Below are 22,061 nucleotides of genomic sequence, written 5' to 3' on the forward strand. Positions count from 1 at the left end.
GCGGCGGCGGCGCCTCCGGCCCCGGTTGCCGCTGCGCCTGCGCCCAAACCGGCCGCCAAGCCGGCTCCGAGCAAACCGGCGGCCAGCGCGCCCAGCAGCAGCGGCCCTCAGGAAAACACCATCCGCATCGACACCGTGCGTCTCGACATGGTGCTCAACCTGTCCGGCGAAATCGGCCTGACCAAGAACCGTCTGACCACGCTGCGCACGGAAATCCTGCAAGGCAACCGCGACACCAATACCCTGCGCTCGCTGGACGAGGCGATCAGCCAGCTGGACCTGCTGGTCGGCGACCTGCAGAACGCGGTGATGAAAACCCGCATGCAGCCGATCGGCCGCCTGTTCCAGAAATACCCGCGCTTGGCTCGCGACCTCGCCCGCCAGCTGGGCAAGGAGGTCGAACTGGTGCTGTCCGGCGAAGAGACCGAGCTGGACAAGACCATGATCGAGGACTTGAACGATCCGCTGGTCCACTTGGTGCGCAACGCCGTCGACCACGGCATCGAACAACCTGAAGAGCGCATCGCCGCCGGCAAGAAGCCGCAGGCGCTGGTGCAGCTGACCGCCGAACAGGTGGGCGACCACATCCTGATCGAGATCACCGACGACGGCAAAGGCATGAACGCCGACGCGCTGCGTCGCAAGGCCATCGAAAAAGGCCTGATCGACCAGGAAAGCGCCAACACGCTGGATGAGAAGCAATGCCTGCAGCTGATCTTCCTGCCCGGCTTCTCCACCAAGGATCAAATTTCCAGCGTGTCCGGCCGCGGCGTGGGCATGGACGTGGTGCGCACCAATATCCAGAAACTGAACGGCCGCATCGACATCAACTCGGTGCAAGGCGAAGGCACCCGCATCAGCATCTCGCTGCCGCTGACCCTCGCCATCCTGCCGGTGCTGGTGGTGCGCGCCTGCAACCAGCCGTTCGCCGTGCCGCTGGCGATGGTGCGCGAAATCATCACCATCGACCCGAGCGCGATCCAGGAAGTCTCCGGCAAGCCCACCATCGTGGTGCGCGACGAAATCCTGCCGCTGAAAACCCTGGCCGGCCTGCTGGGCTGGGAGCCGACGCAAAAGCCTTACTTCGGCGTGCTGATGCAGTCCGCGGAAAAATCCTTCATCCTGGCGATCGACTCCTTCGTCGGCCGCGACGACGTGGTGATCAAGCCGCTGCAGAACATCCGCCCGAAAGGTGTGGCCGGCGCCACCCTGTCCGGCGACGGTTCCGTCGTGCTGGTGCTGGACATGGAAGACCTGCTCACCTCCAGCGAGGCCAGCAACACCGTCACCCGATCCGCGGACCTGATCGCCACCTGAGCAAAGGCATACCGGGACAATGACCTCGACGAGCGCCTTCATAGGCAGGCAGGCCGTTCTCAACCGCAACCAGCAGCTCATTGGCTATGAGCTGCTTTTTCGTCCCAGCGGCGAGGCCTCCGGCGTCGGCAAGCATACCGAACTGCAAGCCGATACCCAGGTGCTGGTCAACACGCTCAACAATATGGGCACCAGCTGGCTGATAGGCAGCAAGCTGGCCTTCATCAATATCGGCGAAGCCATGCTCAGCAGCGAGTTCCTTGAACTGCTGCCGCCGCGCCGCGTCATTCTCGACATCTCGCCCCGCATCGTACCCTCCAACGAACTGCTGTCGCGCGCGCGGCACCTGCGTTCGCTGGGCTTCGGCATTTCTCTGGACGACTTCAGCTTCGAATCGCCGGCGGCGGCCTTTCTGGAGCTGGCCAACTACGTCAAGCTGGACATCCAGCATCAGGACACCAACCGCTTCCAGATGCTGGCGTCGCGGCTGCGCAGCTATCCGGTGATCCGCATCGCCGAACGCGTGGAAACCCACGCTCAGTTCCATCTGTGCAAAGAGCTGGGCATGGACGGCTTCCAGGGCTTTTACTTCGCCCAGCCGGAAACCCTGTCCGCCAAGGTCATCCACCCCTCCTTCCGCAACACCCTGGAGCTCTTGAACCTGCTGCGCCTGGACGCCGACATCCGCGACGTCGAGCAGGTGCTCAAACGCGACCTGGCCTTGTCCTACAAGCTGCTGCGCTACGTCAACTCCGCCGCGGCCGGCCTGAACACCAGCATCAGTTCCTTCTCCCACGCCGTCACCGTGCTGGGCTATCAAAAGCTCTACCGCTGGCTGACCCTGCTGCTGGTCACCGCCTCCGACGAAGGGCACGCGCCGCCGGCGCTGCAAAAAACCGCGGTCACCCGCGGCCGCTTCATGGAACTGCTGGGCAAGGCTCACGGCGAGCGCCACGACACCTGCGACAATCTGTTCATCATCGGCATGTTCAGCCTGCTGGACGTGCTGTTCGACATGCCGATGGCCAACATCATCGAGCATCTGCAGCTGCCCGAAGCCATCACCGAGGCCCTGCTGCACGAAAAAGGCACGATGAGCCGCTTCCTCAAGCTGGTCAAAGCCTGCGAAGACGGACAACTGACCGGCGTGCCGGAACTCTGCGCCCAACTGAACCTCAGCAGCGAGCAGTTCAACCAGGCCCATGTCTCCGCGCTCGCCTGGGTGGAAGAACTCGGCTTATAATTCGCAGTCTTGCAGCACGCTCTTAAGCTTGAGACCGAATTCCCCGATGAAATTGCTTGCCATTGATTGCTCCACCTCGTTTCTATCCCTAGCCGTTGACAACGGTTCGCACATTTTCTCCTTCCACGAGAAAGTCGAGCAGAAGCACGCCGAACGCGCGCTGCCGGAACTGGCTCGCCTACTGGAACAGGCGGAACTGCGGCTGGAGCAACTCGACGCCATCGCCTTCGGCCAGGGCCCCGGCTCCTTCACCGGCTTGCGCATCGCTTGCGGTCTGGCCCAGGGCCTGGCCTTCTCCGCCGGCATTCCGGTCATCGCCATTCCCACGCTGGACAATGTCGCGCAGCAAGCCGGCGCCGGCACCGTGCTGGTCTGTCTCGACGCCAGAATGCAGCAGGTCTACAGCGCCGGCTACCGCGTCGCCGACAACGGCGAACCGGAACGCCTCGGCCCGATCAGCGTCGGCGCGCCGGAAGCCGTCCAATGGCCGGAACGCGCCGTCATCGGCGCCGGCGACGGCTTCGAACGCTACCCCGTCCTGCAAGAAAGCGCCGGCGACGCCATTGTGCGCGCGGATCTGCAGCCCAACGCCCTCGCCTACTTCCCGCTGGCGCGCAGCGGCCGCTATCCGCAAACCCATCCGCGCGAAGCGGAGCTGCTGTATGTGCGCAATAAAGTCGCCCTGACCGCGCAGGAACAGCAGCAGGCGCGCCAAAAATGAGTTCCGTCTATCGCGCCTTCCTGCCCGACGACGCCGCTCAACTCGCCGAGCTGGAGAGCCGCGCCTGCGCTCACGGCTGGTCCGCAGCTCAATACCAAGACTCCGTGCGCTGCGGCCACCAATTCCACGGCCTGTTCGCCGCCGAGCGCCTGCAAGGCTTCGCCGTCACCCAGAGCGTGCTAGACGAGGCGGAACTGCTCAATATCGTGATGGATCCGCAATGGCAGGGCCAGGGCTTGGGCAAGCGGCTGCTGCGGGAACTGAGCGCCGCTCTGGCCGCCGCCGGCGCGCGACGCCTGTTTCTGGAAGTGCGGGCCGGCAACGCCGTCGCCCGCGCCCTGTACTCAAGCCAGGGCTTTATTGAAAACGGCCGGCGCAAGAACTACTACCCCTGTGCCGACGGCCGCGAAGACGCCATCCTGATGGAGACCGACCTATGAGCCGCGCCGCGCTGATTCAAAGCGTCATCGGACTGGGCCCCTCCTGGGAAGCGCGCCCCGGCTGGTTCGAACAACACCCGGCGGCGCTGAGCCGCCAAGCGGAAGCGCCGGCCGACGTCGACTTGGCGCCCGTGGAGCCCCCGGCTCCGCCGCGGCCGGACATTGTCGCGCAGCCCGAACCGACGACGCTCGTCGCCGCGCAGCCCTCCGCCAAGCTCCCTCCGCTCTCCGCCGAGCCCCCTTCGATCGCCTTCCCCGCGCCCGAAGTCCTGCCTCTGCTGGAATGGGACGCGCTGGAACGCGCGGTGCGCGACTGCCGCGACTGCCGGCTGTGCCAAACCCGCACCCAAACCGTTTTCGGCCGCGGCAACCGACAGGCGCGCTGGCTATTGATCGGCGAAGCGCCGGGCGAGCAGGAGGACAGGCAAGGCCAGCCTTTCGTCGGCCGAGCCGGCCAGTTGCTGGACAATATGCTGACCGCCACCGGACTGGATCGCGACCGCGACGTGTATATCGCCAACGTGCTCAAATGCCGTCCGCCCGGCAACCGCAATCCCGGCGGCGACGAAATCGCCGCCTGCCAGAGCTATCTGATCCAGCAGATCCGCCATATCCAGCCCACGCTGATCCTGGCGCTCGGCCGCTTCGCCGCCCAGACCCTGCTGCAAACGGAAAAGGGCATCGGCCAATTGCGCGGCAAACTGCACAGCTATCAGGACATTCCCCTGATCGTCAGCTACCACCCGGCCTACCTGCTGCGCAACCAGCCGGACAAACTCAAGGCCTGGCAAGATCTGGTGTTCGCCAAAAAAACCTTTGGCCGCCTCAGCGCCGATTAAACGCAAAAACCCCGCCAAGCATGCTTGGCGGGGTTTTTTAGTGCCGAACTATAAAGAAAAAACCCTTCTCCGTGCACCAGAGAAGGGCTCTTTGCTTTCGCGTTCCCGCGGAAACCGGCTTATTTCAGCTTGGTTTCTTTGTACAGAACGTGTTTGCGAGCAACGGGATCAAATTTTTTGATCTCCATTTTTTCCGGCATCGTACGCTTGTTCTTCGTAGTCGTGTAGAAGTGGCCGGTGCCAGCAGTGGACTCAAGCTTGATTTTATCGCGCATGTGTTATTACCTCAGTAGCTTTCTGGTTGACCGCAATCAGATCTCGCCGCGAGCGCGCAGATCAGCCAGCACTACATCGATGCCAACTTTGTCGATGGTACGCAGTGCCGCGTTGGATACGCGCAGACGCACCCAGCGGTTTTCGCTCTCAACCCAGAACTTGCGATATTGCAGGTTAGGCAGAAAACGACGTTTAGTCTTATTGTTGGCGTGGGAAACATTGTTCCCGGTCATCGGACGCTTGCCGGTGACTTTGCAAACACGCGCCATGTTGAACACTCCCAAAACCGGTAAAAGCTGGCTTTATATCATAGACAAAGCCAGACACTCAAGCAGAAAACGCACCCTTTTGCAGCATGGGCGCGATCGTGTTATGAAACAGTCGGCGGCAATTGTACCGTATTCGCCACAGAGATGCGAGCACTTCTTTGCCAAGCGGCGAAACGCGTCTGGCCGGCCGCGCTCGGGGACGGCGGCGCGACTTGCAACAACATGGTTCGAAGCGATTCAAATCGCAACGATTTCAGGGTAGAATCCCGGATTCCCATAGAGCCGTAATCTCATGACCAAGTACATCTTCGTAACCGGCGGTGTGGTGTCCTCCCTGGGTAAGGGCATTGCCGCTGCGTCCATCGCCGCCATCCTCGAGTCTCGCGGGCTGAAAGTCACCATGCTGAAGCTCGATCCCTACATCAACGTTGATCCGGGCACCATGAGCCCGTTCCAGCACGGCGAGGTGTTCGTCACCGAAGACGGCGCGGAAACCGACCTCGATCTGGGCCACTACGAGCGCTTCATCCACGCGAAGATGAAGAAAAGCAACAACTTCACCACCGGCCAGGTGTACGAGTCCGTGATCACCAAGGAGCGCCGCGGCGACTACCTGGGCGGCACCGTGCAAGTGATCCCGCACATCACCGACGAAATCAAGCTGAAGATGCATGAAGGCGCGGCCGACGCCGACGTCGCCATCGTCGAGATCGGCGGCACCGTGGGCGATATCGAATCGCTGCCCTTCCTGGAAGCCATCCGCCAGATGCGCTCCAACCTGGGCCGCAAGAACACCCTGTACGTGCACCTGTCCTACGTGCCCTACATCGCCACCGCCGGCGAGATCAAGACCAAGCCGACCCAGCACTCGGTGAAAGAACTGCGCGAGATCGGCATTCAGCCGGACGTGCTGCTGTGCCGGATGGACCGCGAACTGCCGGAAGACGAAAAGCGCAAGATCGCGCTGTTCTGCAATGTGGAAGAAAACGCCGTCATCGGCTGTTACGACTCCGACTCCATCTACAAAGTGCCGGCCATGCTCCACAACCAGGGCATCGACGACATCATCGCCGAGCAACTGCAACTGGACCTGCCCAAGGCGGATCTGTCGGTGTGGGGCCGCATCATCGACGCGATCGAGCACCCGGACCACAGCATCAACATCGCCATGGTCGGCAAATACGTCGATCTGACCGAGTCCTACAAGTCGCTGACCGAAGCGCTGAAGCACGCCGGCATCCATACCCGCACCAACGTCAACATCATCTACGTGGACTCCGAGGAAATCGAGCGCGACGGCGCCGACTCCCTGAAGGACATGGACGCCATCCTGGTGCCGGGCGGCTTCGGCAAGCGCGGCGTGGAAGGCAAGATCAAGGCGGTCAAGTTCGCTCGCGAGAACGACATCCCCTATATGGGCATCTGCCTGGGCATGCAGATCGCGCTGATCGAATACGCTCGCGACGTGGCCGGCATGGCCGGCGCCAACTCCACCGAATTCGACCTCGACACCAACTTCCCGGTGGTGGCCTTGATCGACGAGTGGGTCAACCACGACGGCAAGGTGGAAAAGCGCGACGAAAACTCCAATCTGGGCGGCACCATGCGCCTGGGCGGCCAGCAGTGCGATCTGGAGCCGGGCTCTCTGGCGGCGAAAATCTACGGCGCCGGCGAGATCGTAGAGCGTCATCGCCACCGTTACGAAGTCAACAACTACTACATTCCGCGTCTGGAACAGGCCGGCCTGGCCATCAGCGGCCGCTCCGCCGGTCATGAGAAGCTGGTCGAAACCATAGAACTGGCCAATCACCGCTGGTTCTTCGCCTGCCAGTTCCACCCGGAATTCACCTCGACTCCGCGCGACGGCCATCCGCTGTTCATCTCCTACGTGAAAGCGGCGCTGCAATACCAAGCGGACAAGCAAGGACCCAAGGCATGAAACTGTGCGGATTCGAAGTCGGCCTCAACCAGCCGCTGTTCCTGATCGCAGGCCCCTGCGTGATCGAGAGCGAACAGATGGCGCTGGACACCGCCGGCCAGCTCAAGGAGATCACCGCCGAGCTGGGCATCAACTTCATCTACAAATCGAGCTACGACAAGGCCAACCGCTCCTCCGGTTCCTCCTTCCGCGGCTTCGGCATCGATGAAGGCCTGCGCATCCTCTCGGAAGTGAAACGCCAGATCGGCGTGCCGGTGCTGACCGACGTGCACAGCGAGAACGAAATCGTGCAAGTGGCCAGCGTGGTCGACGTGCTGCAAACGCCGGCCTTCCTGTGCCGCCAGACCGACTTCATCCGCGCCGTCGCCCAATGCGGCAAGCCGGTGAACATCAAGAAGGGCCAGTTCCTGGCCCCGGGCGACATGAAGAACGTCATCGACAAGGCCCGCGCCGCCGCGCAGGAAGCCAACCTCGAGCCGGACAGCTTCATGGCCTGCGAACGCGGCGTCTCCTTCGGCTACAACAACCTTGTGTCCGACATGCGTTCGCTGATGATCATGCGCGACACCCAGTGCCCGGTGGTCTACGACGCCACTCACTCGGTGCAGCTGCCCGGCGGCCAAGGCACCTCCTCCGGCGGCCAGCGCGAATTCGTGCCGGTGCTGGCGCGCGCCGCGGTGGCTTCCGGCATCGCCGGCATCTTCATGGAAACCCATCCGAACCCGGCCTGCGCAATGTCAGACGGCCCCAACGCCTGGCCTTTGCCGCGCATGAAGGAACTGCTGACCACGCTCAAGGCGCTGGACGACTTGGTCAAGCACAATCCCTGGCCGGAACACACCCTGTAAACCGGCAGGCGCAGATCGCAACCGGCTCCGGCCGGTTGCTTGCCCTCCGCCCGAACACAACCAGCCTTTGAAGGAAATGTAAATGAGTTCGATCATCGATGTGGTAGCTCGTGAGATTCTGGATTCGCGCGGCAATCCGACCGTGGAAGCAGACGTATTGCTGGAGTCCGGCGTCATGGGCCGCGCCGCGGTGCCCAGCGGCGCCTCCACCGGCGAAAAAGAAGCGCTGGAACTGCGCGACGGCGATAAAAGCCGCTACCTGGGCAAGGGCGTGTTGAAGGCGGTGGAAAACATCAACACCGAAATCTGCGAAGCCATCATCGGCCTCGACGCCAGCGACCAGGCCTTCATCGACAAGACCCTGATCGAGCTGGACGGCACCGAAACCAAATCCCGCCTCGGCGCCAACGCGCTCTTGGCCGTGTCCATGGCCGTGGCACGCGCCGCCGCCGAAGACGCCGGCCTGCCGCTGTACCGCTACCTGGGCGGCGCCGGTCCGATGGCCCTGCCGGTGCCGATGATGAACGTGATCAACGGCGGCGCGCACGCCAACAACACCCTGGACATCCAGGAATTCATGATCATGCCGGTGGGCGCGCAAACCTTCCGCGAAGCGCTGCGCTGCGGCGCGGAAATCTTCCACAGCCTGAAGAAGATCTGCGATCAGAAAGGCTACGCCACCACCGTGGGCGACGAAGGCGGCTTCGCGCCCAATCTGAACAGCCACGAAGACGCGATCAAGCTGATTCTGGAAGCCATCGACGCCGCCGGCTACGTCGCCGGCCAGGACGTGATGCTGGCGCTGGACTGCGCCTCCTCCGAGTTCTACAAGGACGGCAAATACCATCTGACCGCCGAAGGCCTGCAGCTCACTTCCGAACAGTTCACCGACTACCTGGAAACCCTGGTCAACCACTACCCCATCCTCTCCATCGAGGACGGCATGAGCGAGCACGATTGGGACGGCTGGAAACTGCTGACCGAACGCCTGGGCGCCCGCGTGCAGATCGTCGGCGACGATCTGTTCGTCACCAACCCCAAGATCCTGGCCAAGGGCATCGAAGGCGGCCTCGCCAACTCGCTGCTGGTCAAGGTCAATCAGATCGGCACGCTGTCGGAAACGCTGAAAGCGGTTGATCTCGCCAAGCGTTCCCGCTATACCAGCGTTATGAGTCATCGCTCCGGCGAAACCGAAGACAGCACCATCGCGGATCTGGCCGTTGCCACCAACTGCATGCAGATCAAGACCGGCTCGCTGTCCCGCTCCGACCGCATGGCTAAATACAATCAGTTGCTGCGCATCGAAGAAGAGCTGGGCGACGCTGCCTACTATCCGGGCAAAGCTGCCTTTTACCACCTGAAGTAATCGTATGCGCTGGCTGACCCTGACTCTGGTGGCAGTAATACTGGCCCTGCAATGGCCGTTGTGGTTTGGCAAAGGTAGCTGGCTCAGAGTCTGGCAGCTGGACAAGCAACTACAGGAACAGCGGGCGACCACCCAAAAGCTGGTGGCCCGCAACGCCGCGCTGGACGCGGAAGTGCGAGATTTGAAACAGGGGACGGACGCCATTGAGGAGAGAGCCCGCAATGAACTTGGCATGATTCGGAATGGTGAAGTATTTTTCCAATTGCTGGATCCGGTGAAGCCAACGCCTCGCTAAATATCCGCCCGGACCGCACTGTAGAGCTGAACAGACAACAAGAATGACGTCCGGTCTAAAAAAGTCCAAGGTTTGGGCAATGACAACACAAAACCCCATCGAAGTCGCACGAGAAACGCTCAAACAGCTGACGGTGCGCAAGCTGTTGCCGACACCGGAAAACTTTGAGCGGGTTTATCACGAGCTGACGCAAACGCCGGTCGACCGCGACAACAAGCTTGCGGTGCTGTTGCTGCGCGCATTGGAAACGCTGCCTCAAGAAAGCGTGCAGGCCAAAGTCACGCTCACCCGCCTGAAACAAGTCTGCGACGAAAACCGCTGGGAACAAGCCCCGCAACTGATCATAGACTTTCTGCGCGCCTCGCTCAGCGCCAGCCAACAGCAGCACAGCTGGGGCACGCTGATCCAGAACCTGATCCGCAATTGGGACCTGCGCCTGCCCAATATGCCTCAGCACCACAAGCAATCCACGCTGGAACGGGTGCTGATCAATTACGGCAACCAGCCCGACGAATTGAACCAGAAGCTGGCCACGCTGATCCAGAACTGGACCCAGTCCGCGCCGTCGTCCAACGGCAACGGCGCCGCCCTCCCCGATGCCTCCGCTCCCGCAAGCAGCCCCGACGACGACGCCGACGTCCCCAGCGACAGCTGGCTTGCCTGGCAGCGCACGCTGAGCTTCGCGCTCAAGCACGGCCTGGAACCGCGGCTGATCAACTATCCGGAATTGGTGGACGCGCTGGAAGCGCTGCTGGGCGAACTGAATCAAGTGGCCGACGACGCCGCGCTCAACGCCTACATGCCCAAGCTGCGGGCGTTCATGATCAAGCTGGAACTGCAATCGCAGCAGGACGACCGCCTGGTGTCGGCGATGACCAATCTGCTGCGCCTGCTGCTGGAAAACATCGCCGAGCTCAATCACTCGGACACCTATCTGGTGGGCCAGGTGCACTCGCTGCAGGACATCCTCAGCCACGAGCCGCTGTCCATGCAGCAGGTCTATCAGATGGAGTCCAGCCTCAAGGACGTGATCCGCAAGCAAGGCCAATTGAAAACCTCGCTGGACGAGGCGGCCAGCTCGCTGCGCTCCTTGCTGGACCGCTTCATCTCGCGTCTGGCGATGATGACGGACAGCACCGACGACTTCCAGAACAAGATCAAGGACCACAGCACCCGCATCAAACAGTCGCAGAACGTAGAGGAACTGGGCAGCATCATCGGCTCCCTGATGGAAGACACCTCGCTGATGCAACTGGACCTGACCCGCTCCCGCGACGAACTGCTGTCCGCCAAGGAACAAGTGGAGGCCGCCGAACAAAGAATCGCCGAACTGGAAGGCGCGCTGGAGGCCGCCAGCGCCAAGGTGCGCGAAGACCAGTTGACCGGAGCCTTCAACCGCCGCGGCCTGGCCGAACATTTCCAGCGCGAAATCAGTCGCGCCGAGCGCACCGGCGCGCCGCTGTCCGTCGCCCTGCTCGACGTGGACAACTTCAAGCAGCTGAACGACAAATACGGCCACCTGGCCGGCGACGACGCGCTGAAATACCTGGTGGACACCATCAAGCACAGCCTGCGTCCGGCCGACATCGTCGCCCGCTTCGGCGGCGAGGAGTTCGTGATCCTGATGCCGGACACGCCGGAAGACGAAGCCGTCGCCACCGTGCAGCGGCTGCAGCGCGAACTGACTAAAACCTTCTTCCTGGCCAACAACGACCGCCTGCTGATCACCTTCAGCGCCGGCGTGGCCAAATGGCATTTGGGCGAGCAAGAGGCCGACGTGCTGGAGCGCGCCGACCAGGCCATGTACCAAGCCAAGCTCAACGGCAAGAACCGCGTGCACTCGGCGGAGGAGCAGCCGCCGTCGCTGATGGCGCCGCAACTATAAACCGCGTTTAGAACGTGTTTACGATCTCGTGAGCTAAGGTGAGACAAGGCGAAAACCGCTGAGAAAGCGAAGTGTACACACGGTACATGAGCATTTCGAAGTGATTTTCAACGCCGTATCGCCGACGCGCAGCAGATCGTAAACAGGTTCTTAGACATCCTCTCGGCGGCGGCTAGTGCCCGCCGCCTTTTTTCATCTGCTTCCCCGCTTCGGCGCGCTGTCGCCTCACCGTCTTGGGGTCCGCGATCAAGGGCCGGTAAATCTCCACCCTATCGTGCTCGCGCAACGGCGCGTCGTCCTTGACCGCCTTGCCGAAGACGCCCAGCTTCAGGCTCTCCGTCTCCAGTTGCGGGAAGCGCGCCAGCAAGCCCGACAACTCCGCCGCCTGGCGCGCGGTCGTTCCCGCCGCCACCTGCAAGACCACCAGCTCCTGACGCTCGGGCAAGGCCAACACCACTTCCACCTGCATCAGCTCAGTCATCGCCGTACACCTTGTCGGCTTCCTTGATGAAGGCGTCCACCAGGGTGCCGGAAATATGGCCGAACACCGGCCCGATGATCATCTCCAGAATCTTGCTGGAAAACTGGTAGCTGAGGCGGAACTCCACTTTGCAGCCAATCTCGCCCAAGGGCTTGAAGTGCCAGCGCCCTTCCAAATGCTCGAACGGCCCGTCCACCAGTTCCATCAGGATGGCCTCGTCCGCTTGATTGGTGTTGCGGGTGGTGAAGTGCTGCTTCACCTTCAGGTAATCGATGTGCAGGCTGGCCACCACCTGATCGCCCTCGCGCGACAACACCTCGGCCTTGCCGCACCAGGGCAGGAACCGGCTGTAATGCTCGATATCGTCCACCAGCGCAAACATCTGCGCCGGCGTATGCGCCACCAACACGCTTTTTTCAACCACCTGCATCCATTGCTCGCTTATCGTCACCGCTGTCCCGTCTTTGCCACGGGAATCGTCAGCATCGGTAAAAACCTCAAGTTTAACAAAATCCGGCGCGCCCCACCCTGCCTCCCGTCAAAGCGCTGTATTTTCATGGCTTTGGCAAGCCGCCGGCTTCTGGTACAATGGAGGATTCATTCCACAGATTACTCCGATAGCCGACATGAGCATCATCCAGAACCGCAAGGCCTTCCACGACTACTTCATCGAGGAAAAGCTCGAAGCCGGGCTCGTGCTGGAAGGTTGGGAAGTCAAGGCCATCCGCGCCGGCCGCGTCCAGTTGAAGGAAAGCTACGTGGACTGGAAAAACGGCGCCTTCTGGCTGATCGGCTGCCACATCACGCCGCTGCAATCCGCTTCCACCCACGTCAAGGCCGACCCGGTGCGCCCGCGCAAACTGCTGCTGTCGCAAGAACAGATCAACCGCTTCATCGGCAAGGTGGAACGCGCCGGCTACACCATGATGGCGCTGGACCTGCACTACACCCGCGGCAACATCAAGGTCGAAGTGGGGCTGGCCAAGGGCAAGAAGCTGCACGACAAGCGCGACACCGAAAAAGACCGCGAATGGCAGCGCGAAAAACAGCGCTTCATGAAAAACCAGCGTGGAGCCGCCTGATGAACCGCAGCGCAGCCCTGCCCATCGTGCTCATTTGCCTGGGATCGGTCTGGTTCCTGAAAAGCACCTCGCTGCTGCCCAACACCGCCACCTTGCTCTCTCTGTTGCTGGCCGCCGCGGGCGTTTTGCTCTTCGTCGTGGACGGCTTCAACAAATCCACCCTGGTCACCAGCCCGCTGCTGATCTACGCCGGCGGCGCCATCTACCTCTACGACGCGGTAGGCCTGCGCCCCAGCCATCTGCTGTCCTTCGGCATGATCCTCGCCGGCCTGCTGATGCTGCTGGCCCGCAGCGAACACGTGCCGGAGCGCAGCCGCAGATTCCGGCTGCCGTCTCGGGACGGCGAACAATGAAAGCAGGCCCGCGCCGCCGCGCGCCCAGCCGCCTGCGACACTATCTCAATCATCACGGCCGCACGGCCCACAACATTTCCTGAAGGATAGGCATGGACAAAGTCCTCATTCTCGATTTCGGCTCTCAGGTCACCCAACTGATTGCCCGCCGCGTACGCGAAGCTCACGTTTACTGTGAGCTTCATTCGTTTGACATGCCGCTGGAAGAAGTCCGCGCCTTCGCGCCCAAAGCCATCATCCTCTCCGGCGGCCCCAACTCGGTGTACGAATCCGACTACCAGGCCGATCCGGCGCTGTTCGAACTCGGCGTTCCGGTGCTGGGCATCTGCTACGGCATGCAGTTCATGGCCCAGACCTTCGGCGGCAAAGTGGAAGCCGGCGACAAGCGCGAGTTCGGCTACGCCCAGATCAAGGCCCGCCATCACTCCAAACTGCTGGAAGGCCTGCAAGACCAGGTGGACGACGCCGGCAACGGCTTCCTCGACGTCTGGATGAGCCATGGCGACAAGGTCACCGGCCTGCCGCCGGGCTTCAACGTCATCGCCGAAACTCCGTCCTGCCCGATCGCGGCCATGGCCGACGAGAGCCGCGGCCTCTACGGCGTGCAGTTCCATCCGGAAGTGACCCACACCAAGCGCGGCACGGAAATGATCCATCGCTTCGTGCTGCACGTGGCCGGCTGCAAACCCAGCTGGACCATGCCCAACTACATCGACGAAGCGGTAAAGAAGATCCGCGAGCAAGTGGGCGACGAAGAAGTCATCCTCGGCCTGTCCGGCGGCGTGGACTCCTCGGTGGCCGCCGCGCTGATCCACCGCGCCATCGGCCCGCAACTGACCTGCGTCTTCGTCGATCACGGCCTGCTGCGCCTGAACGAAGGCAAGATGGTGATGGAAATGTTCGCGCAGAACCTGGGCGTGAAAGTGGTTCACGTGCAGGCGGAAGCCGACTTCATGAGCAAGCTCGCCGGCGAGAGCGACCCGGAGAAGAAGCGCAAGATCATCGGCGCGGAATTCATCGAGGTGTTCGACCGTGAATCCGGCAAGCTCAGCAACGCCAAATGGCTGGCCCAGGGCACCATCTACCCGGACGTGATCGAATCCGCCGGCGCCAAGACCAAGAAGGCCCACACCATCAAGAGCCACCACAATGTGGGCGGCCTGCCGGAAGACATGAACCTCAAGCTGCTGGAGCCGCTGCGCGAGCTGTTCAAGGACGAAGTGCGCCAATTGGGCGTCGCGCTCGGCCTTCCGCACGACATGGTCTACCGCCACCCCTTCCCGGGCCCGGGCCTGGGCGTGCGCATCCTGGGCGAAGTGAAGAAAGAGTACGCCGATCTGCTGCGCCAGGCCGACGCCATCTTCATCGAAGAACTGCGCAACACCGTGGACGAAAAGAGCGGCAAGAACTGGTACGAACTGACCAGCCAGGCCTTCGCCGTGTTCCTGCCGGTGAAATCGGTGGGCGTGATGGGCGACGGCCGCACTTACGACTACGTCGTCGCGCTGCGCGCCGTGGTCACCAGCGACTTCATGACCGCTCACTGGGCGGAGCTGCCGTACAGCCTGCTGGGCCGCGCGTCCAACCGCATCATCAACGAGGTCAAGGGCATCAACCGCGTGGTGTACGACGTGTCCGGCAAGCCGCCGGCCACCATCGAGTGGGAATAAGCGCCCTCCTCTCAACCCCGGCAAACGCCGGGGTTTTTTCTTGTCCGCGCCCGGCGCAATTTATGCCGTCAAAATGCAATTGACTATCGCAACATTTCCCGACACGCGCTAAACTGGCGGCATGTTTGCCATACCGCCATATTCGCATTGCCTTAAGCAGATTCCAGCCCTGCGTCCAGCCCTTGCCGGCGCGCATTGAATCCGACTCCAGCCCCTCCTTCGCGCCACCGTCATCCGAACCGTCATGAACGCCATCGCCACGCCCGCCGCCGCACTTTCACGCTCCGACTACCGCACCCTGGGACTGGCCGCACTGGGCGGCGCGCTCGAAATCTACGACTTCATCGTCTTCGCCTTCTTCGCCGCCACGCTCAGCCAATTGTTCTTCCCGCCGCAGATGCCGGAATGGCTGCGCCTGCTGCAAACCTTCGGCATCTTCGCCACCGGCTACCTGGCGCGCCCGCTGGGCGGCATCCTGATGGCCCACTTCGCCGACCGCCTGGGCCGCAAGCGCATGTTCAGCCTCAGCATGCTGATGATGGCCGGCCCCTGTCTGCTGATCGGCCTGCTGCCCACTTACGCCCAGATCGGCTATCTGGCGCCGCTGCTGCTGCTGTGCCTGAGGCTGCTGCAAGGCGCGGCGGTGGGCGGCGAGGTGCCCAGCGCCTGGACCTTTGTCGCCGAACACGCGCCGGCGCGCCATCGCGGCTACGCGCTGGGTCTGTTGCAAGCCGGCCTGACCATGGGCTATCTGCTGGGCGCGCTGACCGCCACCCTGCTGGCCGAAGTCTTCAGCCCTCAGCAAATGCAAGACTACGCCTGGCGAATTCCGTTCCTGCTCGGCGGCCCGCTCGGCCTGTTCGGCGTCTGGCTGCGCCGCTGGCTGAATGAAACGCCGGTATTCCTGTCCCTGCGCTCTCAGCGGCAGGAGCGCGCCTACCCGCTGCTGGAAGTGCTGCGCGCACACCGGAGCACCCTGCTGCCGGCGGCGCTGCTGACCTGCGTGCTGACTTCGGCCGTGGTGATTCCTGTGGTGGTCACCCCCACCTTGCTGCAGCAGCACTTCGCCTGGCCGGCCAAGGACGCCTTCGCGCTGGGCAGCCTCGGCATCGTCTTCCTCAACATAGGCTGCGTGATCGCCGGCCGCGTCACCGACCGCGTCGGCCCGTTGCGCAGCCTGATCCTCTACAGCCTGTTGTTGCCCGTGGGCGTGGGCCTGCTCTACGCCAGCCTGATCGGCGGCTGGCGCTGGCCCGGCCTCGCCTACGCCGTCGCCGGCCTGTGCTGCGGCATCGTCGGCGTGGTGCCCTCGGCGATGATCAGTCTGTTTCCCGCCGACATCCGCGTCTCCGGCATCGCCGTCACCTACAACATCGCTTATTCGCTGTGGGCCAGCGCCGCGCCGCTGCTGCTGATCGCCGCCACCCCCTGGAGCCCCTGGATCTCGGCCCTGTTCAGCCTGGCCATGGGCGGCGTGGGCTTGTACGCGGCCAGCCGTTTCCGCGCGCCACGGCTTCCGCAGTGGGAAAACGTCGCCTACGGCCGGATTTGACGCAGGCGAAAGCGGTCAAATCCAGTGTTTGACGTCATTGGCCCAGCCTGATAGGTTCATGGTAGCCAGCTTGATTGCTGCACCGCGAGAGTCGTGCCTTCGCGGAATTCCCATTCATTTTCACCAGGAGATCTTTATGTCCAATGCCGCTGCAATCGCCAAGGAAAAAGAACAATTACTGGATGACGTGCGCCAGGTTCTGGTCAGCACCGAAGAGCTGATCGACGCCTCGCTGGACGACGGCAGCCAGAAAAGCAAGGAAATCCGCCAGCGCGTCAACGAAAAGCTGAAGCTCGCCAAGGCCAAGTTGCTGGACGCCGAGCAAGTGGTGGTCGGCAAGGCCAAGGTCGCCGCCAAAGCGACCGATCAATACGTGCATGAAAACCCGTGGAAATCCATCGGCATCGCCGCCGGCGTCGCCTTCCTGCTGGGCATGCTGGTTTCCCGCCGCTAAGGCATGCCGCAACGCCAATCTCCGCCCCGCCCCGGCAGCCTGCGCTCCTTCGCCGGCGGGGTGGCTTCCTTGCTGCTGACCCGGGCGGAACTGCTGTCGCTTGAAGCTCAGGAACTGAAAGACGACATCATCGGCAGCCTGTTCACCGGCATGCTGGCGCTGATCCTGATCGCCGTGGGCCTGATGGCGGGCCTGCTGCTGGTCTGGACGCTGACTCCGCCGACTCTGCGCGCCTGGGCGCTTGCCGCCTGCGCGCTGCTGTTCTGCGGCGCGGGCGCCTGGCTGGCCTTCCGTCTTCGTCGACGGCTGCGCGAGCAAGGACCGGCCTTCGCCACCACATTGGAAGAAGTGCGCAAGGACTGGGCGGCCTTGGGCGGCGGAGACGCGCCGTGAACCCGAGAGACCGCGCCATCAAGAAACAATTGCTGGTGATGAAGGGCGAAGCGCTCAGGGTCAAGCTGCGCCTGGAGCTGGACACCCTGCGCCGCCATCCTCTCGGCGCCGCTGGAGAAGGCCTGAAAGCCTGGGGCCGGCACCGCGGGCTCGGCAAGATTCTGGCCGTGCTCGGCAGCCTGCTGCCGCCGGGCGGAAGGTTGCAATCCTGGCTGGGCACCGGCGCGCGGCTTTGGGCGCTGTGGCAGCTGGGACGCCGCTGGCTGCGCCGCTGATCAAGCCTGGACGTTCACGCCCCCGCCGGCTTCCGCCTCAAGGTGGACCTGGACGTCCATCTCTCCGTTCTCCGACACTTCCCCGGTCGCCAACATCTTCTCGATGCCGGCCATGTCCTTGTCCATCTCCTTCATCATTTTCCTGAGCTCTTGATCGGCCTGCAGTTGACGCGTCTGCTGCTTGAGCCAGTTTTGCAGCTGCTTCAACTTCATCATGATGTCCTGGATCACCCGGTCGCCCGCCACCGGATTGCCGCCGGCCAGCGGATTGCTCCCGCCCGCGCGCGGCGTTACGCCGTCGTCGCGCGCGGCCGCTCCCGCGCTTTTGTCGCCATTGGCCGCGGCCGCGTCGCCACGCGCGCCGGCGGCCGACGCATTGCCTTCCCCATCCTTTGTCTGCCGCGTTTCGTCCTCGGCGGTTTGCGCCTTGGCTTCAATCTGCGCCTGGGCGGCGGCGGCGGAAACGTCTCCGCCGCCGCTGGTCGAGTCCGGCGCGGCCTCGCTCGAAGCCGCCGCGCTTGCCGCCGCCGCCGCGTCGCCGCCTACGCTGATCGGCATCATCGAATCGGCGGCGTTCTGCGTCATGCTGGCCACCAGCTGCTTGAGCTCCTTGACCGCGCGCGCCAGCTCCGCCGCCAGCGCTTTCAGGCTGGCCTTGTCCCGGCCCGCCATCTGCGCCATCTGCAGCAACATATCCACCTTCTTTTTCAGCATCTCCTTCTGCATGCCGTCCACTTCGGGCGAACGCTTGGGCAAGGGCCGCAAGGTCACCTTCAATTGCTGCATGAACTTGCCCAAGCTTTGCTGCAAGGAGGATTGCAACTGCTGACGCGCTTGTTGCGCCGGACCAGCCTGCAAGGAAGCCGTTGGAGCGGCGGTCTGGGCCGTTGCGGACTCGGCGGACGCAGCTGAAGCCGCTGGCGCGGCGCGACCGGCCGGCGGCTTGGATTGGGACAGCGCATAGGAGGCGGAATAGGGCTTTATCACGGGCATATAAGAAAAAACCTATGGTTATGACATTCTATCGGCCGTGCAGGGGATTTCTTTACGCTAAAATCGACATCATGCAAGACAAACCCGTCCCACCCGCTGAAACCATGGCGAGCCACGCTCAGCTGGCCTCGCCCCCCTTGCCGCCCGCGGCCATCGCCTGGCTCGCCGAAATCGGCATTGTAGACGCCGACGCCCTGAGGCAACGCGGCCCGGTCCTGGCTTTCTTGCAATTGAAAAGCCGCGGACGCACCGCCACCCGAAAGCTGTTGTTCGCGCTGGAGGCCGCCTGCCGCGGCATTCATTGGAACCAACTCGGCGACGAAGCCAAAGACGCCTTGCTTCGGCAATTGGCCGCGCATCCGCCCGTGGCCGCCCCGCCGCCCGAGGCCGAGATCGCCCGTCATCTGGCGCTGGCTCTGGAGCTGGCCGCCCAGGCCGGTTCGGAGGGAGAGATTCCGGTGGGCGCCGTCGTCGTCCGGCAAGGCGAAGTGATAGGACGCGGCTACAATCAACCTATAGGCCGACGCGACCCCAGCGCCCACGCCGAGATCATGGCCCTGCGCGACGCCGCCGGCCTGCTGGGCAATTACCGCCTGGACGGCTGCGATCTGTACGTGACGCTGGAACCCTGTCTGATGTGCAGCGGCGCCATCATGCACGCCCGCATCGCCCGCGTGATTTACGGCGCGCCCGACGCCAAGACCGGGGCCGCCGGCAGCGTGCTGGACGTTTTCGCCGACAGCCGCCTCAATCACCACGCCGCGGTGTTCGGCCAGCAACAGGCGGACGCCTGCGCGCAACCGTTGACGGCGTTTTTCCAAACCCGTCGGAAAGGCTGATGCCATGCTGCGACTGATGCTCGCCCTGTCCTTGAGCGCGTCCGCCTTCGCCGGCGACGCGGAAGACGACGCCGCGCTGGCGATGGACCCATTGGCGGCGGCGGCTTTCGCGGTTCAGCAGCAGGCCGCCGCGCCCTTGCTGGACACCTCCCCCAATCCGCGCCATTACGGCGCGCCCTGGATTCTGGTCGGCGTGCGCAGCCAGACCCTGCGCCGTTACGACGGCTGGGGGCTGTTGCAACGCGAATATCAGGTGTCCACCGCGCGCAAGGGCGTGGGAGAAGTCAGCGGCAGCTACCAGACCCCGCGCGGCTGGCACCGGGTCTGCGAACGCATCGGCGCCGGCGTGGAAGCCAACACCATTATTTTCCGCCGCAAAGTGACGCCCTGGAAGTACACGCCGGAACTGCACATCCAGTACCCGAACAAGGACTGGATCCTCACCCGCATTCTGTGGCTGTGCGGCGAAGAGCCCGGAAAGAACCAAGGCGGCGAAGTAGACAGTTATAATCGAGCCATTTACATCCACGGTGCCGGGGACCACGTGCCCTGGGGCACCCCCACCTCCCTCGGCTGCGTCCGCATGAAGAACCCGGACGTAATCGAACTATTCGACGCCACCGACAACGGCATTGATGTCCTGATTGATGAGAACGCCTGATGCACTCCGCGCTGACCCTGACCACGCCCGCCCTGCTGTTTCCCGCCATTTCCCTGCTGTTGCTGGCCTATACCAACCGTTTTCTCGGCCTGGCCGGCATCATTCGCAATCTGTACGAGGAGTACCGCGATAGCCAGGACCCCAAGATCCTGCGCCAGATCGGCAATCTGCGCACCCGCATCACCTTGATCAAATGGATGCAATGCCTGGGCATCGCCAGCCTGTTTCTATGCACGGTGGCGATGTTCCAGGTTTATACCGGCTGGCAGGCTTGGGGGGAGCTGACTTTCGGCATCAGCCTGCTGTGCATGATTTGCTCGCTGGCGGTGTCGCTGATCGAACTGCTGCGTTCGTCCGACGCGCTCAACATCCTGCTGTCCGATCTGCAAGCGGAATACGACAAGCGGCGCTGAAAGCCGGCCCGCCGCCGGCTACGCGCGGCGGGCGGTGCTGGATTGCTTGCGCCGGCAGATGGCGCGGAATCGGTTTTAGAACCCGTTACGCCGGGCGCCGCGCCACCAGCAGGCTCAGCGGCATGCTGACCCGGCACACCTGATCGCCATCGCCCCAGGCGCGGGCGATGCGGCTGGAGGCATCGTCCAGCACATGCTCGCCCAGGGTCTGTTTGCACAGCTTGCTGGCGGACAGCGTGTTGAGAAAGCCCAGGTATTGCTCCAGCGTCCAATCGCAATCAATCGCCAGATCCGGCGTTTCCAGCACAGGCAGCGGGCAGCCCGCCGTGCTGTAGCCGTCCCACAGTATCTGGCAGCGGCTGGACCAGAACGGTTCGATGATGGACGTCAAAATCGCCGCGGCGCGATCCACTTCGGGAGACACCCTGCATAGATGATAACCCCAGGCGGCGAACACGCCGCCCGGCTTGAGCACCCGTCCCACCTCCGGCCAGAACGACGGGAAATGAAACCAATGCAAAGCCTGCGACACCGTGATCAGATCGAAGGCGGCGTCGTCGAACGGCGTGACCTCGGCCGGACACTCGCGGTAATACACCTGATTATGCGCCTCGGCCTGACCCAGCTGCGCGGAGCTGATGTCCGTGGCGTCCACGCGCGCGAAACTGTCCCCCAACCTCACCGCGGTCTGACCGTTGCCGGTGGCGCAATCCCAGGCTCGCCCATATTCGGCGCACTGCGGCAATAGCCACTGATACAAGGCCTCCGGATACGCCGGACGAAACCGGGCGTATAAATCCGAATACAGGCTGAAAGTAGCAACGGAATTGGATAGCATGTTCGCTCTCTACAATTGCTGTAGCTTTCCATTAGATGACAGCCTAGACCGTCATGTCCATTCGTCATAACAGACGTTCACAATATATTTCAGCCCAGGCGCATTCTCAAGCCGCCCGCAATGCGGGCGGACTTCTGTCCATCGTGCCCGGCCACAAAAATGCTTATATCATAATCTGTCGGCAATCGCCAGCCGTCGCGACGGCGTCCGGCTCCGGATTCGCAAAGCGAGCCAAGGGGAATCAAATAGGCGGGACGGGGGAAAACCGGCAAGAGGCGCGCCGGAAACGCAAAAAAGCCCGCATGGCGGGCTGATTGCTGTTCTAAAGCGGGATTGTGGTGCCGGTAAGAGGAGTCGAACCCCCGACCTTCGCATTACGAATGCGCTGCTCTACCAACTGAGCTATACCGGCACATCACTCCGCCCTGAAGCAGAGCGCGTAATAATAAACAGTTTCCTGCGATTTGAAAAGGGGCGTCGGCCATTTCCAAATAACCGGCTTGATTCTTTAAGTCCCCAATGCAAAAACCCTGAATTCAAATACTTGAATTCAGGGTTTTGAATCTGGTCGGAGTGAGAGGATTCGAACCTCCGGCCTCTACGTCCCGAACGTAGCGCT

The 22,061-nt window shown here is 62.8% G+C and carries 26 protein-coding genes and 1 tRNA gene; 20 read left to right on the forward strand and 7 right to left on the reverse strand.

Annotation, left to right across the window (positions count from 1 at the left end; translation table 11 throughout):
• From ACODSD_RS23845 to ACODSD_RS23865, 5 genes are all read left to right on the forward strand, one after another.
• A partial coding sequence (locus ACODSD_RS23845) for a chemotaxis protein CheA (RefSeq protein WP_488878510.1) occupies positions 1–1,317 on the forward strand: 1,317 nt, incomplete at its 5' end.
• A gap of 19 nt (positions 1,318–1,336) precedes the next feature.
• The gene (locus tag ACODSD_RS23850; protein WP_048415010.1) at positions 1,337–2,560 is read left to right on the forward strand and encodes an EAL and HDOD domain-containing protein; all 1,224 of its coding nucleotides are present in this window, start codon (positions 1,337–1,339) and stop codon (positions 2,558–2,560) included.
• Positions 2,561–2,606: 46 nt separating this feature from the next.
• Positions 2,607–3,281 carry a tRNA (adenosine(37)-N6)-threonylcarbamoyltransferase complex dimerization subunit type 1 TsaB gene (tsaB, locus tag ACODSD_RS23855; protein WP_488878511.1) on the forward strand — a complete coding sequence of 225 codons (675 nt, stop codon included), beginning with the start codon at positions 2,607–2,609 and terminating at the stop codon, positions 3,279–3,281.
• A complete protein-coding gene (gene rimI, locus ACODSD_RS23860; RefSeq protein ID WP_488878512.1) occupies positions 3,278–3,721 on the forward strand; it encodes a ribosomal protein S18-alanine N-acetyltransferase in 444 nt (147 codons plus the stop codon). Before tsaB ends, rimI begins: the two co-directional genes overlap by 4 nt.
• The gene (locus ACODSD_RS23865) at positions 3,718–4,560 is read left to right on the forward strand and encodes a uracil-DNA glycosylase (RefSeq protein WP_488878513.1); all 843 of its coding nucleotides are present in this window, start codon (positions 3,718–3,720) and stop codon (positions 4,558–4,560) included. The genes rimI and ACODSD_RS23865 overlap by 4 nt, the downstream gene beginning before the upstream one ends.
• 119 nt (positions 4,561–4,679) lie before the next feature.
• Here ACODSD_RS23865 and rpmG read toward each other — a convergent pair whose 3' ends face one another.
• Together rpmG and rpmB are read right to left on the reverse strand one after the other, a co-directional pair.
• Complete coding sequence (gene rpmG, locus ACODSD_RS23870) at positions 4,680–4,835, reverse strand: 50S ribosomal protein L33 (protein WP_017506994.1); 156 nt, start codon at positions 4,833–4,835, stop codon at positions 4,680–4,682.
• A gap of 36 nt (positions 4,836–4,871) precedes the next feature.
• The gene (gene rpmB / locus ACODSD_RS23875) at positions 4,872–5,105 is read right to left on the reverse strand and encodes a 50S ribosomal protein L28 (RefSeq protein ID WP_011137003.1); all 234 of its coding nucleotides are present in this window, start codon (positions 5,103–5,105) and stop codon (positions 4,872–4,874) included.
• A gap of 292 nt (positions 5,106–5,397) precedes the next feature.
• Between rpmB and pyrG the strand changes: the two genes are divergently transcribed.
• From pyrG to ACODSD_RS23900, 5 genes are all read left to right on the forward strand, one after another.
• The gene (gene pyrG, locus ACODSD_RS23880; protein ID WP_107798328.1) at positions 5,398–7,044 is read left to right on the forward strand and encodes a CTP synthase; all 1,647 of its coding nucleotides are present in this window, start codon (positions 5,398–5,400) and stop codon (positions 7,042–7,044) included.
• Positions 7,041–7,892, forward strand: a complete 852-nt coding sequence (kdsA, locus tag ACODSD_RS23885) for a 3-deoxy-8-phosphooctulonate synthase (protein WP_107798327.1) — start codon at positions 7,041–7,043, stop codon at positions 7,890–7,892. The genes pyrG and kdsA overlap by 4 nt, the downstream gene beginning before the upstream one ends.
• Positions 7,893–7,974: 82 nt before the next feature.
• Entirely contained in the window at positions 7,975–9,258 is a 1,284-nt protein-coding gene (gene eno / locus ACODSD_RS23890) for a phosphopyruvate hydratase (RefSeq protein WP_107798326.1), read from the forward strand.
• A gap of 4 nt (positions 9,259–9,262) precedes the next feature.
• Complete coding sequence (ftsB, locus tag ACODSD_RS23895; protein ID WP_488878514.1) at positions 9,263–9,553, forward strand: cell division protein FtsB; 291 nt, start codon at positions 9,263–9,265, stop codon at positions 9,551–9,553.
• A 79-nt stretch (positions 9,554–9,632) separates the two neighbouring features.
• Entirely contained in the window at positions 9,633–11,438 is a 1,806-nt protein-coding gene (locus ACODSD_RS23900) for a GGDEF domain-containing protein (protein WP_107798325.1), read from the forward strand.
• Between the two features lie 172 nt (positions 11,439–11,610).
• Here the strand turns inward: ACODSD_RS23900 and ACODSD_RS23905 are convergent, their stop codons facing one another.
• On the reverse strand, positions 11,611–11,910 hold the full coding sequence (locus ACODSD_RS23905; protein ID WP_235089797.1) for an RnfH family protein: 300 nt from the start codon (positions 11,908–11,910) through the stop codon (positions 11,611–11,613).
• Position 11,911: 1 nt separating this feature from the next.
• Positions 11,912–12,349 carry a type II toxin-antitoxin system RatA family toxin gene (locus ACODSD_RS23910; RefSeq protein ID WP_107798323.1) on the reverse strand — a complete coding sequence of 146 codons (438 nt, stop codon included), beginning with the start codon at positions 12,347–12,349 and terminating at the stop codon, positions 11,912–11,914.
• A gap of 196 nt (positions 12,350–12,545) precedes the next feature.
• Between ACODSD_RS23910 and smpB the strand changes: the two genes are divergently transcribed.
• From smpB to ACODSD_RS23945, 7 genes are all read left to right on the forward strand, one after another.
• The gene (gene smpB / locus ACODSD_RS23915; protein ID WP_081546054.1) at positions 12,546–13,001 is read left to right on the forward strand and encodes an SsrA-binding protein SmpB; all 456 of its coding nucleotides are present in this window, start codon (positions 12,546–12,548) and stop codon (positions 12,999–13,001) included.
• Positions 13,001–13,354 carry a hypothetical protein gene (locus ACODSD_RS23920; RefSeq protein WP_107798322.1) on the forward strand — a complete coding sequence of 118 codons (354 nt, stop codon included), beginning with the start codon at positions 13,001–13,003 and terminating at the stop codon, positions 13,352–13,354. Before smpB ends, ACODSD_RS23920 begins: the two co-directional genes overlap by 1 nt.
• A gap of 86 nt (positions 13,355–13,440) precedes the next feature.
• The gene (gene guaA, locus ACODSD_RS23925; RefSeq protein WP_488878517.1) at positions 13,441–15,024 is read left to right on the forward strand and encodes a glutamine-hydrolyzing GMP synthase; all 1,584 of its coding nucleotides are present in this window, start codon (positions 13,441–13,443) and stop codon (positions 15,022–15,024) included.
• Positions 15,025–15,268: 244 nt separating this feature from the next.
• On the forward strand, positions 15,269–16,576 hold the full coding sequence (locus ACODSD_RS23930; RefSeq protein ID WP_107798320.1) for an MFS transporter: 1,308 nt from the start codon (positions 15,269–15,271) through the stop codon (positions 16,574–16,576).
• A 136-nt stretch (positions 16,577–16,712) separates the two neighbouring features.
• A complete protein-coding gene (locus ACODSD_RS23935; RefSeq protein WP_048415023.1) occupies positions 16,713–17,030 on the forward strand; it encodes an ElaB/YgaM/YqjD family protein in 318 nt (105 codons plus the stop codon).
• A 3-nt stretch (positions 17,031–17,033) separates the two neighbouring features.
• A complete protein-coding gene (locus ACODSD_RS23940) occupies positions 17,034–17,423 on the forward strand; it encodes a phage holin family protein (protein ID WP_107798319.1) in 390 nt (129 codons plus the stop codon).
• Complete coding sequence (locus ACODSD_RS23945) at positions 17,420–17,698, forward strand: hypothetical protein (RefSeq protein WP_107798318.1); 279 nt, start codon at positions 17,420–17,422, stop codon at positions 17,696–17,698. The genes ACODSD_RS23940 and ACODSD_RS23945 overlap by 4 nt, the downstream gene beginning before the upstream one ends.
• Here ACODSD_RS23945 and ACODSD_RS23950 read toward each other — a convergent pair whose 3' ends face one another.
• Positions 17,699–18,691: a hypothetical protein gene (locus tag ACODSD_RS23950; RefSeq protein WP_488878515.1), complete on the reverse strand. Its 993-nt coding sequence runs from the start codon at positions 18,689–18,691 to the stop codon at positions 17,699–17,701.
• A 71-nt stretch (positions 18,692–18,762) separates the two neighbouring features.
• Between ACODSD_RS23950 and tadA the strand changes: the two genes are divergently transcribed.
• From tadA to ACODSD_RS23965, 3 genes are read left to right on the forward strand one after another with little or no spacing between them, the layout of a single operon-like run.
• Positions 18,763–19,530, forward strand: a complete 768-nt coding sequence (tadA, locus tag ACODSD_RS23955) for a tRNA adenosine(34) deaminase TadA (protein ID WP_488878516.1) — start codon at positions 18,763–18,765, stop codon at positions 19,528–19,530.
• A 4-nt stretch (positions 19,531–19,534) separates the two neighbouring features.
• Positions 19,535–20,191, forward strand: a complete 657-nt coding sequence (locus ACODSD_RS23960; protein ID WP_227107149.1) for a L,D-transpeptidase — start codon at positions 19,535–19,537, stop codon at positions 20,189–20,191.
• Entirely contained in the window at positions 20,191–20,604 is a 414-nt protein-coding gene (locus tag ACODSD_RS23965) for a DUF2721 domain-containing protein (protein ID WP_019104308.1), read from the forward strand. Before ACODSD_RS23960 ends, ACODSD_RS23965 begins: the two co-directional genes overlap by 1 nt.
• A gap of 85 nt (positions 20,605–20,689) precedes the next feature.
• Here ACODSD_RS23965 and ACODSD_RS23970 read toward each other — a convergent pair whose 3' ends face one another.
• Positions 20,690–21,442 (reverse strand): class I SAM-dependent methyltransferase, encoded by a 753-nt coding sequence (locus tag ACODSD_RS23970; protein ID WP_227107147.1) that lies wholly within the window; start codon positions 21,440–21,442, stop codon positions 20,690–20,692.
• Positions 21,443–21,778: 336 nt separating this feature from the next.
• Positions 21,779–21,854, reverse strand: a tRNA-Thr gene (locus tag ACODSD_RS23975).
• Positions 21,855–22,061: the final 207 nt, after the last annotated feature.

Source organism: Chromobacterium sp. FG22 (assembly GCF_057809415.1).

Coding starts and splice junctions, on each gene's coding strand:
- ACODSD_RS23850 (WP_048415010.1), top strand. CDS start 1,337: ATGACCTCGACGAGCGCCTTCATAGGCAGGCAGGCCGTTCTCAACCGC.
- tsaB (WP_488878511.1), top strand. CDS start 2,607: ATGAAATTGCTTGCCATTGATTGCTCCACCTCGTTTCTATCCCTAGCC.
- rimI (WP_488878512.1), top strand. CDS start 3,278: ATGAGTTCCGTCTATCGCGCCTTCCTGCCCGACGACGCCGCTCAACTC.
- ACODSD_RS23865 (WP_488878513.1), top strand. CDS start 3,718: ATGAGCCGCGCCGCGCTGATTCAAAGCGTCATCGGACTGGGCCCCTCC.
- rpmG (WP_017506994.1), bottom strand. CDS start 4,835: ATGCGCGATAAAATCAAGCTTGAGTCCACTGCTGGCACCGGCCACTTC.
- rpmB (WP_011137003.1), bottom strand. CDS start 5,105: ATGGCGCGTGTTTGCAAAGTCACCGGCAAGCGTCCGATGACCGGGAAC.
- pyrG (WP_107798328.1), top strand. CDS start 5,398: ATGACCAAGTACATCTTCGTAACCGGCGGTGTGGTGTCCTCCCTGGGT.
- kdsA (WP_107798327.1), top strand. CDS start 7,041: ATGAAACTGTGCGGATTCGAAGTCGGCCTCAACCAGCCGCTGTTCCTG.
- eno (WP_107798326.1), top strand. CDS start 7,975: ATGAGTTCGATCATCGATGTGGTAGCTCGTGAGATTCTGGATTCGCGC.
- ftsB (WP_488878514.1), top strand. CDS start 9,263: ATGCGCTGGCTGACCCTGACTCTGGTGGCAGTAATACTGGCCCTGCAA.
- ACODSD_RS23900 (WP_107798325.1), top strand. CDS start 9,633: ATGACAACACAAAACCCCATCGAAGTCGCACGAGAAACGCTCAAACAG.
- ACODSD_RS23910 (WP_107798323.1), bottom strand. CDS start 12,349: ATGCAGGTGGTTGAAAAAAGCGTGTTGGTGGCGCATACGCCGGCGCAG.
- smpB (WP_081546054.1), top strand. CDS start 12,546: ATGAGCATCATCCAGAACCGCAAGGCCTTCCACGACTACTTCATCGAG.
- ACODSD_RS23920 (WP_107798322.1), top strand. CDS start 13,001: ATGAACCGCAGCGCAGCCCTGCCCATCGTGCTCATTTGCCTGGGATCG.
- ACODSD_RS23930 (WP_107798320.1), top strand. CDS start 15,269: ATGAACGCCATCGCCACGCCCGCCGCCGCACTTTCACGCTCCGACTAC.
- ACODSD_RS23935 (WP_048415023.1), top strand. CDS start 16,713: ATGTCCAATGCCGCTGCAATCGCCAAGGAAAAAGAACAATTACTGGAT.
- ACODSD_RS23940 (WP_107798319.1), top strand. CDS start 17,034: ATGCCGCAACGCCAATCTCCGCCCCGCCCCGGCAGCCTGCGCTCCTTC.
- ACODSD_RS23950 (WP_488878515.1), bottom strand. CDS start 18,691: ATGCCCGTGATAAAGCCCTATTCCGCCTCCTATGCGCTGTCCCAATCC.
- tadA (WP_488878516.1), top strand. CDS start 18,763: ATGCAAGACAAACCCGTCCCACCCGCTGAAACCATGGCGAGCCACGCT.
- ACODSD_RS23960 (WP_227107149.1), top strand. CDS start 19,535: ATGCTGCGACTGATGCTCGCCCTGTCCTTGAGCGCGTCCGCCTTCGCC.
- ACODSD_RS23965 (WP_019104308.1), top strand. CDS start 20,191: ATGCACTCCGCGCTGACCCTGACCACGCCCGCCCTGCTGTTTCCCGCC.
- ACODSD_RS23970 (WP_227107147.1), bottom strand. CDS start 21,442: ATGCTATCCAATTCCGTTGCTACTTTCAGCCTGTATTCGGATTTATAC.